11 protein-coding genes, 1 tRNA gene and 2 rRNA genes (1 of these 14 cut by a window edge) are annotated in these 12,908 nt (G+C 41.6%); 3 read left to right on the top strand and 11 right to left on the bottom strand.

The window, feature by feature from the left end:
- Positions 1-175 precede the first annotated feature (175 nt).
- The 8 genes from ACOQOA_RS15990 to ACOQOA_RS15955 all read right to left on the bottom strand — a co-directional run bounded on the left by ACOQOA_RS15990 (position 176) and on the right by ACOQOA_RS15955 (position 8,108).
- Positions 176-1,681, bottom strand: coding sequence for a hypothetical protein (locus ACOQOA_RS15990; RefSeq protein WP_420549599.1), 1,506 nt, complete (start codon positions 1,679-1,681; stop codon positions 176-178).
- Complete coding sequence (locus ACOQOA_RS15985; RefSeq protein ID WP_420549598.1) at positions 1,671-3,500, bottom strand: tyrosine-type recombinase/integrase; 1,830 nt, start codon at positions 3,498-3,500, stop codon at positions 1,671-1,673. The genes ACOQOA_RS15990 and ACOQOA_RS15985 overlap by 11 nt, the downstream gene beginning before the upstream one ends.
- A gap of 63 nt (positions 3,501-3,563) precedes the next feature.
- Complete coding sequence (locus ACOQOA_RS15980) at positions 3,564-3,743, bottom strand: helix-turn-helix domain-containing protein (protein ID WP_420549597.1); 180 nt, start codon at positions 3,741-3,743, stop codon at positions 3,564-3,566.
- A 322-nt stretch (positions 3,744-4,065) separates the two neighbouring features.
- Complete coding sequence (locus tag ACOQOA_RS15975; RefSeq protein ID WP_420549596.1) at positions 4,066-4,653, bottom strand: DNA-binding protein; 588 nt, start codon at positions 4,651-4,653, stop codon at positions 4,066-4,068.
- A gap of 180 nt (positions 4,654-4,833) precedes the next feature.
- Positions 4,834-5,229 carry a hypothetical protein gene (locus ACOQOA_RS15970; RefSeq protein ID WP_420549595.1) on the bottom strand — a complete coding sequence of 132 codons (396 nt, stop codon included), beginning with the start codon at positions 5,227-5,229 and terminating at the stop codon, positions 4,834-4,836.
- Between the two features lie 52 nt (positions 5,230-5,281).
- On the bottom strand, positions 5,282-5,710 hold the full coding sequence (locus tag ACOQOA_RS15965) for a hypothetical protein (protein ID WP_420549594.1): 429 nt from the start codon (positions 5,708-5,710) through the stop codon (positions 5,282-5,284).
- Between the two features lie 68 nt (positions 5,711-5,778).
- Positions 5,779-6,168, bottom strand: a complete 390-nt coding sequence (locus ACOQOA_RS15960; protein WP_420549593.1) for a hypothetical protein — start codon at positions 6,166-6,168, stop codon at positions 5,779-5,781.
- A 200-nt stretch (positions 6,169-6,368) separates the two neighbouring features.
- Entirely contained in the window at positions 6,369-8,108 is a 1,740-nt protein-coding gene (locus ACOQOA_RS15955) for a phage/plasmid primase, P4 family (RefSeq protein WP_420549592.1), read from the bottom strand.
- Positions 8,109-8,589: 481 nt separating this feature from the next.
- On the opposite strand from ACOQOA_RS15955, the gene ACOQOA_RS15950 reads away from it, so the two are divergent.
- The 3 genes from ACOQOA_RS15950 (at position 8,590) to ACOQOA_RS15940 (ending at position 11,321) form a co-directional block, all read left to right on the top strand.
- The gene (locus tag ACOQOA_RS15950) at positions 8,590-8,934 is read left to right on the top strand and encodes a hypothetical protein (protein ID WP_420549591.1); all 345 of its coding nucleotides are present in this window, start codon (positions 8,590-8,592) and stop codon (positions 8,932-8,934) included.
- Positions 8,935-9,338: 404 nt separating this feature from the next.
- Positions 9,339-9,476, top strand: a complete 138-nt coding sequence (locus ACOQOA_RS15945) for a hypothetical protein (RefSeq protein ID WP_420549590.1) — start codon at positions 9,339-9,341, stop codon at positions 9,474-9,476.
- 144 nt (positions 9,477-9,620) lie between these two features.
- The gene (locus ACOQOA_RS15940; RefSeq protein ID WP_420550117.1) at positions 9,621-11,321 is read left to right on the top strand and encodes a recombinase family protein; all 1,701 of its coding nucleotides are present in this window, start codon (positions 9,621-9,623) and stop codon (positions 11,319-11,321) included.
- Here the strand turns inward: ACOQOA_RS15940 and ACOQOA_RS15935 are convergent.
- From ACOQOA_RS15935 to ACOQOA_RS15925, 3 genes are all read right to left on the bottom strand, one after another.
- Positions 11,278-11,354, bottom strand: a tRNA-Met gene (locus ACOQOA_RS15935). The genes ACOQOA_RS15940 and ACOQOA_RS15935 overlap by 44 nt on opposite strands.
- A 153-nt stretch (positions 11,355-11,507) precedes the next feature.
- A 5S ribosomal RNA gene (rrf, locus tag ACOQOA_RS15930) occupies positions 11,508-11,623 on the bottom strand.
- A 161-nt stretch (positions 11,624-11,784) separates the two neighbouring features.
- Positions 11,785-12,908, bottom strand: a 23S ribosomal RNA gene (locus ACOQOA_RS15925); it runs 1,619 nt beyond the window's last position.

The raw sequence follows: 12,908 nt of genomic DNA, 5'->3' as shown, positions 1-12,908 counted from the left end.
GATTTTGTTTAAAAAAATCGTTATTAAGGATATTATATTGATATAATATAGCATCAAATGTGCAAACACCCCATGAGATACAGTATGGGAACACCCCGCCCCGTTTTCACAACGTTTTGGACAATGATGGACAATCAAGGACTTACGTGGATTTTCGGGACAGTGTCTTTTAAACTTAAAAGACACTGTCTTCCGTTATTTTCTGGATGTTTTGTCGCTGTACCTTCCAGGCATGATAAGCTTCTGCCTGCCCTTTATAAGTTTCAGAGCTTTTTTCTGATAGATGCCCCAAGATATTCGGGATAGCCCAAAGCAGGTCTTCTTTTACCAAAAGCTGCGCATTACTATCCCTAAAGAGATGAGGCGATACATCCACCCCAAGACGCTGTTTGGTTAATTTCTTAACTTTGGATTCAAACTGCCCAGCTGATAAGGGCCGTCCGCCTTCTCGTGACAACCATAGCTGTGTTGTGGGATTACTCCCTTTCAAAATGGGACGGTAAGATTTCAGGTAAGTATCCATATCTTCCCGGATTATTTCAGGGAGGGGGATTTTAAGGATATGTCTGTTTTTCATCTGAGCGGCGGGCCAGATCGTCTCCCAGTTTTCAAGATCAATAGTGCCGCCAAAACAGAGCTGATCCTTCCCCTGTTTGATTCCCAGATCCATTAGATTTGAGAGACGCACAGGACGATGTGACAAAAACTGGATCATCAAGCCATTACGATATTGAACAGCCATCTCTGTGCTCTTAACTGGATTTTTCTTTGCAGCCTCACACAGGCTCTTACCAAGAAAGTAAAGATCATGCGGGCTGACAATACGAGCCGCTTTCCCCTTCTCTGGTATCGCTTGACGTTTGAGCATACGCGAACAAGCCTGAAGATACTCAATTACAGTCAGGACCTCTTCCGCTTCACCATAAGGTAAAAATTCTTCTGATTGTGTTTGCAAAACTAAATCTTCAAACTTTTCATCTAGATCTCCTGTTTCTTCATATTCCAGAAACTCATCAACTTGCTCTTCCTCTAGTTTCTCAAAATCACATATTACAGAGATAATTCTTTGAACAATATTGCTGCGGGTATGAGACGTAATATCTCGGTTGTTGATCTTCTCAAGGAAGCTATCCACCAGTTCCAAAGTTTCTTGCCCGTATCCTAACCCAGCCTCTTCACGATGCTTCACCCATTGACCATAGGTATCCCGATAGGTTTTGATCATAGGCTCTGAATAACCGGCAATTTTGGAAGTCGGAGATCGCATCAAGTCATTCCATAACGCCCGATCCTTTCTGGGCCAACCTTCAAAAGGAATAGCATATTTATGCGGATAATCCCGTGTGGCTTTACGTGGCTCACCAGAGGTAGGCCTCATTTCTGAGTTAAGTTGGCCTAGAAGTTCGCAGATAAAAACCGTGTCCAATTCAGGAATGAGTTGATCCAATCCCCTTTTCAAATAGCCCAATCGAGTATGGCGGTTTTTAGGAAGCATTTTTTGATCCTCTTTGAGGGATAACGCATATCTTTTAACTTCCTCCGTTCCGATTTTACCAGTCAAAGCAATCATCAAATTATTTAACTCTGTTTTAACTTTTTTCTGAACAGTTCGGGCAAAAAAGGAGGCTTTCGCCTCCCATTTAACTTGAAGCCAAGCAGGCCAATTTTTATTAGAGCACATTATTTGTAATCCCTTTATTCAATTCATCTCGATGTTTGAGGGCTGTCTCTGTTTGATCCGGAAGATAATATTCTTCCGTGGTCGTTTGACGTTTATGTCCCAGTGCTTTTGAGGCCAAAGTAACATTGGCCGGATTATCCCGGACAATATGCGACCCTGTGATATGCCGGTTTGAATGACAGTGATATTTAATCTTCAAATGGGATTCCACGAATTTGGATATCCGCGAAGCTAGTCTTGAAGTGGTAATATGTTTTTTAGGGTTTTCTCCTGGAAAGACATAATTCGAAGATTGCCCCTTCAAAAACCACGGTCTGTAATGCTCAAGATAGAGCTTAAAATACTCATTCAAATCCTTTGAGATAGGTCTGATCGTCAGCTCCTTGGTTCTCTTACCAACTTTTTGCTCATAATAAATAAACTCAGCCACATGAACTTCTGAAGCAGTTGTCTTTCTATATTCTGTGGCCAGATTAAGTTTGGCTAAATCCCCAGGCCTCATCACCCCGTTAATCAAGATGGCAAAGCCGATTGCATTCTGGAAAGCATAAAAGTCATCAATTTTATGATTAGCACCTGCCTGGCGTCTTTCCTCAACCTGATCCATAATTTTGCGTGACAATTCCAGATAGTCTTTATGCTTTTCGTCATTGGTCAGTATAGAATCTACAACACGTTTATTCTTCTCACTGAGGCCATGACTTTTCATATGAACGGTGATTTTCCGATCCCCCAGATCATAAGTTGCTGATCTAGTGTTTTGCAGGATTGTATACATTGCTGAACATACTGCAGCAGGTACATTATAAAGATTATGAGCAATGGTTCTCAGGTCTCGAATAATCGTATGTTCCCCAGAGGTCTTTTCTAAAAATTCATCACTCTGAATACCATCACTATAGATCTGTCGAAGTTCTTCTTCTTTACGTTCCCGATAAACTTCAGAGACCAATCCCATGGCTTTAGGGCTTACCAGATTTTGGATGCTTGTAAGATCATTTAAGCGATGACCTTTTAGTAACAGGCAAGTCACTGCATAGCGCAAACGGTTCGTATGGATCTTGATGGTCCCTTCACTATAAGGTTCAAACCTTTTGTTTTGTTTATTGCGTTGCAAATCAACTTTCACCGGATCACGCATATAATCTTGATAGGCTACAATCTCTTTTTGTAGATCTGGATGCATATCCGCAACGGGTACCCAAAAATCCCGCTTGTTTGGGATAATGATCTTTTCACCAGGCCAATCTTGAAATAGCACCTTACATTTGTTCCAGGTTACAGCCCCATCACGTAGATTAATGACGGCTGTCTTTTTAAAGCTTTGCTCTTTCACAATCGGTAAAAGATCTAAATAGATTTCCAAACCAATATCTTTAGGCTTCATAATCCCAGCTGCGACGACTGACTTGGCAAAACTTCTAAGTTTAATCAGCTGATGTTTGCTGAAAGAAGTTTTGGGATCAAGCATTGCCTCTTTAAGATCAACACGATCCAATAATTGCTGCCATGCTTCAGGCAAGTCTTTCACATAGCTGTATATAGCGCCCTCAATGTTAACCTTTTTGAGAGCTGCCCTGACATTGGAGCAAAAGTTTCTGAATCTTTCATCTTCCATCTTCAAATCAGCAGGTAACATCCGATCAAGATGTTGAGTGATAATTCTGGGAACAGCCTGGATTTTGCGAGCATCCCCATCTACATGGGCATAAGATACAAATCGCTTTAAATCCCAATAAATGGCGCGTTGGCGTTCCTTAGATAATCCATCAATCTCTGTGTGTTCCAGTTTGTCTAAATAATCCTGTAATGTAATCATAATAGAATTCCTTTTAAAAATATGTGAGTGAGAAGTTAAAGGCTTACGCCCCGTAAAAAGCCTTTAACTCTCACCCCTCCCCCCATGGACATAATCAAGAAAATGAAGTGGATCGATACGGATCATTGTGCCCCCAAGACGCACGGCTCTTAATTTGCCGGACGCGATGGCCCGATAAATAGTTTTCGTACAAACCCCGGCCCTCTTTGCCGCCTCTTTCACTGTCATCCAATCTTCATTCATTTTCTTTATCCATGTAGTGTTCTGCACAATTGCTAAACTTCACATATCTGCAAAAATGAGTTTCCCAATAAAACTGGGACAAGTTTTCAAAAAATAAAAGCCGCCCTAAAAAGGACGGCTTCTATTGCAAATGGTTTATCATGAATTTACAGGCACCAAAGCCTATAACACTAAGCCTTGGAACCCGTTTCAATCAGATCAATCATCTATATTCAAATTGGTATTTATCTATATAACAATCTGATCTAAGCCCATACTAAGCATCATTGATGGGCTCTATAGTTTAACTAGGCGCATTTTCAAAAAGACCAAGATTTTTGGATCAAATTTTTTGCTTCACTAAATTAATTAGCTCTTTTTGAAGCTCTGCATTCATAGCTTTGAGTTGGGCAAGTTCAGTGACTAGGCCTTCACATTTATCTTCAAGATCTTCATTTTTGACTGTCAAAACCGTATTCTCTCCGCTCAACCGATTGATGGTTTCATGAAGCTCATGATTTTTATCATAGCTTTCTAAGAACTGATTGCGGATGTCAGAGATTTCAGCTTCCTTTTCATCAAGCTGTTTCAACAAGCCATTATTTTCAGTCTCATAAGCCGACAATCTTTCTTGCGCCTCTGCCTCAATCCGATCCACCTGTGCTAATCCCAAATCCTGTGCATATTGCCATATCGGGGCGATGGATTGCATGATTTGCTGCTGAAGAGATTCAGGAAGTGCCGCCATTTGTTTCTTTTGGACCTCTGCCTCTCGAAGCGCTTCTCTTAGCATCGGGCCTATTTTACTATTTGACCCTACTCCAATAAAGGCTCGGGCTTGAGCAACCGTTGGTTCTTCCGCCTGATAGGCAATTAACTCAACAAGTTTAGCTTTGATTTCTTCATCTGTATATTTTGCTTTCTTACTCATTTTATAGTCTCCAATTGATAATTTTACTGTCTAATTTGGAGATAGGGTCTTTATTTAAATATCTGATAATTTTTTGACGTAATATTAAAAAAAATAACGTCACATAACGTAATACGTTACATGACGTTACATATAGGTGTGTTTCTGAATAAGTTATTTTTTAAATAATAACTAAAAACATTATGCAGCTTCTTTCAAGCTCTTCAATTCCGGCAGCTGCCCTTCACATCCAATATAAATCATCAAGCAAGTCATCTCATGATCAAATAGGGGCGTATTAAATTCTTCAGGGTCATATTCATATGTCCCAACCATCATGTCTAAATCATGCTCCGTCAGTAACATTTCTAAGTCCCTACATTCCGTTTGAATATTTTCACGGCGCATCAGATTTAGAATAGCCGCATTCACATCTTCCGCAGGCTGCATCACAATATCAGCTTCCTGCTGCAGCTCTTCTATCCTTTTGCCAATCGATCCAATCAAATCATGATCTTTAGCATCAACCTCAGGTGAGATCTGAAAATCTAAAGCATGGACGGGTCTGGTGAGTAGAATATCAAAAATTTCCGTCATGGTGTTTCTCCTAAAGTAAGGGGCGCATCATGCGCCCCAATAAATAAGTTGATTAGTCTTCGTAAAAGAACTGAGGAATGCCGGCCAAATCAGCCAAGCCCCAACTGGAAAGCATCACCAATAGATGACTTAAAATCTCATCAGGGTTTTCTGTATGGATCTTATCGAAGCCGTAGATATTGCCGGATTTGGTCAAAGCCTTTCTTGCATCAAAATCCAACTTTTGAATCAAGGAAGAGTTTCTGGCCTCTTGCCCATCCCTTCCAATCAAAGACAATGCACGGGCATTTTCTAAAGGCAGGCCGATTTCAAATAACCACGCTGGATCTAAATGCGTTCGGATCGGCTCATGGATTGTTCCGATCAGATCCTGACACTGACTAGGTGCAACTACATCCAGTGTAATTTTAGGACCACAGCCTTTCTTCAGCTCTTGAAAATTAGAAGGAATGTAAAAATTTTGAGTTTGATTTTTATTCATATATTTTCTCCATATTGAGTTTTAAATGGAGAGGACGGAATTGCCCTCTCGTATAGATCGAGGGCAAATCAGGCCGCGTTTTTAAAATCTTCATTCACTGTGACTGTGATCGCCAAACCTTTGGCTTTCACAGATGAAAGACCTTCTTGAGTTTCTGGGTAAGGATTGGATTTTTCTAAATCCACCAAAGCATAAGAAGCAGAGAGACCGACTTCACTCAATGTGGTTTCCAGATCATCACAGGTCATCATCACCTGTTCTCTGACCTTCTGTTTTTCCAAGCCATTGAAGATGGTTATTGCTGGCAAATGCAAAACCAACGAGGAAGCACATATATCGCTGAGCAAGTCTTCCATGACTTGCAGCACATTCAGATGCTGTTCTTTCAGAACACCAATGAATGTGAAGTCTAGAAAATGGATGGGATGGGTTGAAACTAGGTCTTTAATGTTTCTCATGAGCGTTACTCCTGATAGGGGTGATGAGCGTCATTGCTCCTCAACCACATAGGTGCAAAATTCTTGAGAAATTATTTTTTTTGTTTTTTTGGGGCTTCAAAATGAGCAAAAATGTTTCTGCATAGAATCAATCACTTAATCGATATCTTGCGACTAAGTGACTAACTTGCCTCCAAAACGGAGAAGATTGCGGGAGCTATTTAAGTAGCAAAACTCGTACTATGCGGTGCAAAGGCAACGAGAAGCTTTTCGAATAATTTTTGATCTTGAATTGCTTCTTGAGGTGAACTGCCACCCAACTCAGGCTGTGGAGAATTAATCCACTTAAGGACACTCACTTTATTGCCACAAACAGTTTGCGCGATCTGTTCAATCTTAATGATACGCTCATCTATACTGAGCCGATCCGTGTTACGATTTCGAATATCAAGTACAGCTTGTTTCTTTTGTGTATCTTTTAATGTCAAACCTTTATAGAGAATCCGACCAGAGTGATTAGCTCGACGATCAAAAAGAGCTTTTTTTAATACTTGGTGAAACCGCTTCTCGGTTACTCTCTTTGCAAAACCACTTTCTGGATACCATTTGCTAAACGCCTCATAAACTTCACTTGCCTTCATCGTCAAATACTCTGGTACATCGATATCCAACTGATTTTCAATAAAGGCACCAACAGGGTCTTCATCCCCAAAATATTGATCCGTCCAATATCTGATAATAGCTGGCTCTGAGATCCCATGATTGTGCAAAACACGATGAGCCCCTTCTATGGCCCAAGCCATAATTCCTGGAAGCTCATCCTCCAAATCTTTGCGGATATTTGCCTTCTTTACCTTCACAAATCTATGTGTCTTCTTTTTCTCTTCCAATTCATTCTCATGCACAAAACGGCAAGGAAAGTTAATACGGTGAACCCGTCGACGAATAGCTTCATCTTCTCCATTGATTGTTGGAAGAGCATTCGTTGCAATCACTGCCGCCAATTCAGGACGAAAATTAACAGTCTTCGCTGAATAAGCCGCCCGCGCAGAGATTTGATCGCCACCTGTAATCTGTTTAAAGATTCCATCATTAAGCTGACCACCATCATCTCCCTCAGCCGCAATCACAACAGATTTTCCCATCAAGGGAATAAGATGGGATTGATGCGAATTTGAATTTCTTGCTTCCACGCCTGTAAATAGGGATATTTGTACAAGAGCCGCATTCTCACCAGCTACTTTCTGCAACACCCTGACCAGTTCGGATTTCCCATTTCCACCGCGTCCATCCCAGAAAAAGGCCTTCTGATCCGGCTTCTTACGTAATAGACAAAATCCAATCATTTCTCGAAGATAAGCTTGTAGTTCGTCTTTACCTTGCTCCGGATCACGATCATCAAAGACCATATCTGAAAGAGCATTTAAGAATGTGGGGCATGTTGCATTAGAATCATAATCCCAATCATACACATATGTATTATAATTCTCAGATCTATGGACAGAGAGCTTCTTTGTGTTTAAGTCCAAAACTCCATTTTTAAAATAAAGCACATTTCTGGCTGGGTTTAATTTACTCGCATCACAATGAATACGCCGATCTTTTGCAACCTGACTTAAGACTTTATCCTTAAAAGTCACATTCCCTAAAGATCTGATGAATGTTGTGATGGTCTTTTCACAAGCTTTGCGTTTATCCTCTTCCTCAATCTTATCAAGCTTCTTCTCATAGAAAGTCTTAAAGTCATCGGAAAGAACCACGTAATACAAAGCTTCTCTATAAAGGTCATAAATTTCGACCTCAGCTATATCTGGAATCCAATGGGTACCGCTATAAACATACCAGCCAATACCCGGCACATGGATCGCCTTACCTTTAAAAAATTCGATTATTAAATCAGCTGCGCCCATACCAGTGGGGTCTTTAAAAATTGCATTCAATATCTTTTCATAAGTCTTCATTATCTTTTCCTAAGAGGGGGTAAAATTTAGATCAAACAACCAAAATTTAGCTGTCCAATCCGTTCAGGAAAAAATGGGAGTTTCTTAGAAAAACTTTCTCAGATATTTTGCACTTTTTTGGAAAAGACTTAGTAAAATTAATTATTTCAATAACTTACATATAAATAAAATTATGTTGGGCATGTGGAACTACTCTTGCTCAAACAATCTGGATAGAAAACCAGATAGATTTTCTTACTTGAATCTTTCTCTCAACTTACACCTAACATCCCCCACATAGAAAATATATCATAGTAAATACTTTCTTCTCCGAACGAAATATATGTTGGGGTCTGTTTTTCAAATCCCCCACTCGCCCCCATAAAATTTCAATACTTAAAAAAAATTGAAAGAAAATTTGGACATAATTTGAAATAAGCCTCATATCAAAATTATCGCTGCATTAGTCAGCATAACTTAAGCTTTAACAAGGAGAAATCACATGAGCCCAGACAACCCTTTAGATCAACTTTATGGTTACTTGAATGAAACATACAGAGACGAGCCTGAATACGAAATGGTTTTCAAACATTGTAAGACCAGTAAACTCTTTACTGAAGTGCAACTTGATAGTCTGCAAATCTACAAATGCAAAATCGAGGACTATATAGAGTGCATCCAACACATCTGTGTAAGAGAACACGAAATTGCTGAAATCCTTTATTGGGCAGATACAGAACAAATGATCAAGGACCTAGAAGCAGATGGAAAAGCCAAACAAATAAAGTTGCCTGACCTCGATGGCAACGAGAGCTACTACACTCTAGTACCCATATATCTTTCGTAAGTAATTCCTACCTGAAAGAAATAGCATAAATGCATACCAAAATGATTTAAGCACAATAGCCCAGAGAATTTCAAAATCTGGGCTGAGGAGCTTTATCATCTCCTAACAGAACATTCCTCAAACCGGCCGCCACTGAAATATTGATCACAAAACAAGGCATAGAGAAGGTTGGCAACGCATTTATGCTTTACTTCGCCGTGAATGTGTAAATCCACATTATGTGTCAAATAAAGAAGCAGCATGAGCTAATAGAGGCGTTTTCTCACCTCTAGAATCCACAAATTAAATAATTATTTTCAATAACTTACAAATTATTTCAAAAAAATAACTTTTTTATTCACCCGAGGGGAGAAAATTCAAACATAGACCTACTTAGTCTTTTTAATAACCAGAAAGACTAAGACATGACAAAAACAGTGACCACAACAAAGGATCTAAATGATGCCACAAAACTAAAACTAGAAAGCCTCGTCCAGCTTTTAGCGCGACAAGCCGCCCAACAAGATTTTCAAGATCATAAACTTAAACAAAACATAAATTAATTTAGTAAATCATCCGCAAAATTTCATACTTTTTAAGACATACAAGAAACAGTCGATAAACTTTTTAACATTTTTTTAAACCAACCCCCTTTTTATTTAACCACAAGATTCTTACTTAAATAGATTCAGATATAAGGAACAATAATGACCAAACGTGTTGCCATCTATGCTCGCCATTCAACGAACAAGCAAAATGAGACATCCTCTCAAGATCAAATTGACGCTTGTTCAAAATATATAGAACAACAAGGATGGCAATTACAGGGTTGCTATAAGGACGAAGCTATCAGCGGTGCAAATGCGATAAATAGACCTGGATTCTTAGCGTTGACAGAAGCGAGCCGGAACAAAGAGTATGATTTAGTTCTCGTAGAAGATATTGATCGCTTAGGTCGAAACGTAGCCGACGTCACAAAGTTTAATGAGATCCTGGAACATAACAAGCAGGAACTTTTCACAATTTATAATGGCAAGGTCGACGCAATTCTATTAGGTGTTAAAGCTACCTTGGATCAAGCGGAACGCAAAAAAATCGGTGAGAAGACACGTCGCGGGATGAAGGCTAACGCCATAAAAGGTAAAGTCGCGTCCGGCCTCGCTTATGGATATTATATCTGCGAGCATAGCCAATCAGGTCGCTCTATCAACGAAGAGCAAGCTAAAATCGTAAACCGCATCTTTGAAGAATATGCTGCTGGTATCACACCTGAGAATATTGCAAAAAGTCTAAACGAAGATGGGATTGCAGGCCCAGGCCGTAATGGCAAATGGCTGAACACCTCTATTCGAGGCCAGGGCAAACGCGCGACAGGCATTTTGAATAATGAACTTTATATTGGCTCATATGTCTTCAACAAAACAAGCTTTGCTAAAAACCCAGAGACAGCGAAGCGCGAAGCTAGCATCAATGAAAGTGATCAGCATATTTCTGTGGAGATTCCAGAGCTGCGAATTGTTAGTGACGAACTCTGGAACAACGTTAAAACACGACAGGAAGAGATCAAGCAACGCTCTAACCAAGATGGCGTCAAAAGCGCCTTAAGCGCGAGCCGTCGCAGTAAATATATTTCTTCAGGTTTGTTAAGATGTTCCCATTGTGGCGGGGCTTATATCATGTATGGCAAAAATCACATGCGCTGTAAAAACCACAAGAATGGCGATTCCATGTGCCAAAATTCACAATCCTTCAAGCGCGTTAATATTGAAGAACGTATACTTGCGGTACTCAAGACAGAGCTTGTCACTCCTGAGCTTATCAAGACCTTTACTGATGCTTATATGGAAGAGATGAACCGCCTCCAAAGTGAAGGCGACGCTACACCCGACAAGATCCAGAAGCAAATTGAACAAGCTGAGAAAGCTATTGCTAATCTAGTTCAATCTTTAGAAGAAGGTAACAGCAGTAAATATATCTTCAACAAACTGGCAGAACGCGAACAGGAAGTGGAACAGCTTAAGGATCAACTAGAAGCAGCCCAAGCAAATGATCATTATTTCTCTATCAATAATGACCTGCCTGGCCACTTCACCAGTATTGTTCAAGATTTACATAAACATCTTGAACAGGACCCCATCCAAAGGCAGGCCGTGGATATTATCCAATCTCTAATAACAAAGATAGAGGTGATACCAAACAAGGAAGCCGAAGACGGCGTAGAGTTAACCATCGAAGGGGATCTAGCACAGATCCTCTTTTTATGTAATGGGGCTTCACAAATGGAGAAGGTAGAAGTTAAGGATTCAGATAACCCTAAAAGCACGAAACTCCCAGCTAGTTTTCTAGCTGAGAGTCAAGTATCAGTGGTTGCGGGGGCCAGATTTGAACTGACGACCTTCAGGTTATGAGCCTGACGAGCTACCGGGCTGCTCCACCCCGCGATAATATATTTATTATCGCGGGGAGGGTATTGATTTCCCACGCAGCTCACGCTGCTTCGGGAAGGGCCCGCGATAATCTTTAAAGATTAAACCCATTCAGCGTTAACTGAATGGGTTTATGTAATTTGATCATTGTGATCTTGTCTATGGAAGGCTTGGCAGCGACCTACTCTCCCGCGTCTTAAGACGAAGTACCATTGGCGCTGGGGGCTTTCACTGCCGAGTTCGGGATGGGATCGGGTGGATCTTCCCCCGCCATAACCACCAAGCCATCGATAGACAAGGTAAGTTAATGAAGGACACTAAGTGCCACTTAATAAGATTATAAGTTGTATTTGCTTGATACGAGTTTCTGATTTTCATCAGATATCTATATTTCGTTCAGCGAATGTATACTTCAAAGATCAATGTCACTGTAAGCGACGATTAAGGATTGAAGCCTATCGAACAATTAGTACTGGTAAGCTACACGTATTACTACGCTTCCACACCCAGCCTATCAACGTGGTAGTCTTCCACGGTTCTCAGCGAGACCTAGTTTTGAGGGGGGCTTCCCGCTTAGATGCCTTCAGCGGTTATCCCGTCCATACATAGCTACCCTGCTGTGCTACTGGCGTAACAACAGGTCCACCAGAGGTATGTCCATCCCGGTCCTCTCGTACTAGGGACAGCTCCTCTCAAGTCTCGTACACCCACGGCAGATAGGGACCGAACTGTCTCACGACGTTCTAAACCCAGCTCACGTACCACTTTAAATGGCGAACAGCCATACCCTTGGGACCTGCTCCAGCCCCAGGATGTGATGAGCCGACATCGAGGTGCCAAACACCCCCGTCGATGTGGACTCTTGGGGGGTATCAGCCTGTTATCCCCGGCGTACCTTTTATCCGTTGAGCGATGGCCCTTCCATGCGGGACCACCGGATCACTATGACCGACTTTCGTCTCTGTTCCACCTGTCGGTGTCACAGTCAGGCGAGCTTTTGCCATTGCACTCATCAGACGATTTCCGACCGTCTTGAGCTCACCATCGCGCGCCTCCGTTACTCTTTGGGAGGCGACCGCCCCAGTCAAACTACCCACCACGCAGGGTCCCGGATCCGGATAACGGACCGCGGTTAGACATCAAAATATACAAGGGCGGTATTTCAAGGTTGGCTCCACGAATACTGGCGTACCCGCTTCAAAGCCTCCCGCCTATCCTACACATATAGATCCTGATGCCACTGCGAAGCTGTAGTAAAGGTGCACGGGGTCTTTCCGTCTAACCGCGGGAACCCCGCATCTTCACGGGGAATTCAATTTCGCTGAGTCTGCGTTGGAGACAGTGGGGCAGTCGTTACGCCATTCGTGCAGGTCGGAACTTACCCGACAAGGAATTTCGCTACCTTAGGACCGTTATAGTTACGGCCGCCGTTTACCGGGGCTTCAATTCGCAGCTCTCACTACTCCTTTTAACCTTCCGGCACCGGGCAGGCGTCAGACCCTATACGTCGTCTTTCGACTTCGCAGAGCCCTATGTTTTTAGTAAACAGTCGCCACCCCCATTTCTGTG

The sequence above is a fragment of the Curvivirga sp. genome (assembly GCF_965219885.1).
Classification (GTDB): Bacteria; Pseudomonadota; Alphaproteobacteria; order UBA8366; family Aestuariispiraceae; genus Curvivirga.
The sequence above is the reverse complement of the archived record's forward strand: the minus strand, read 5'-3'. Positions and strand labels throughout refer to the sequence as shown.

Excerpts from the sequence above, each read along its gene's own strand:
- ACOQOA_RS15990 (WP_420549599.1), bottom strand. The coding sequence starts at position 1,681 with ATGTGCTCTAATAAAAATTGGCCTGCTTGGCTTCAAGTTAAATGGGAG.
- ACOQOA_RS15985 (WP_420549598.1), bottom strand. The coding sequence starts at position 3,500 with ATGATTACATTACAGGATTATTTAGACAAACTGGAACACACAGAGATT.
- ACOQOA_RS15980 (WP_420549597.1), bottom strand. The coding sequence starts at position 3,743 with ATGAATGAAGATTGGATGACAGTGAAAGAGGCGGCAAAGAGGGCCGGG.
- ACOQOA_RS15975 (WP_420549596.1), bottom strand. The coding sequence starts at position 4,653 with ATGAGTAAGAAAGCAAAATATACAGATGAAGAAATCAAAGCTAAACTT.
- ACOQOA_RS15970 (WP_420549595.1), bottom strand. The coding sequence starts at position 5,229 with ATGACGGAAATTTTTGATATTCTACTCACCAGACCCGTCCATGCTTTA.
- ACOQOA_RS15965 (WP_420549594.1), bottom strand. The coding sequence starts at position 5,710 with ATGAATAAAAATCAAACTCAAAATTTTTACATTCCTTCTAATTTTCAA.
- ACOQOA_RS15960 (WP_420549593.1), bottom strand. The coding sequence starts at position 6,168 with ATGAGAAACATTAAAGACCTAGTTTCAACCCATCCCATCCATTTTCTA.
- ACOQOA_RS15955 (WP_420549592.1), bottom strand. The coding sequence starts at position 8,108 with ATGAAGACTTATGAAAAGATATTGAATGCAATTTTTAAAGACCCCACT.
- ACOQOA_RS15950 (WP_420549591.1), top strand. The coding sequence starts at position 8,590 with ATGAGCCCAGACAACCCTTTAGATCAACTTTATGGTTACTTGAATGAA.
- ACOQOA_RS15945 (WP_420549590.1), top strand. The coding sequence starts at position 9,339 with ATGACAAAAACAGTGACCACAACAAAGGATCTAAATGATGCCACAAAA.
- ACOQOA_RS15940 (WP_420550117.1), top strand. The coding sequence starts at position 9,621 with ATGACCAAACGTGTTGCCATCTATGCTCGCCATTCAACGAACAAGCAA.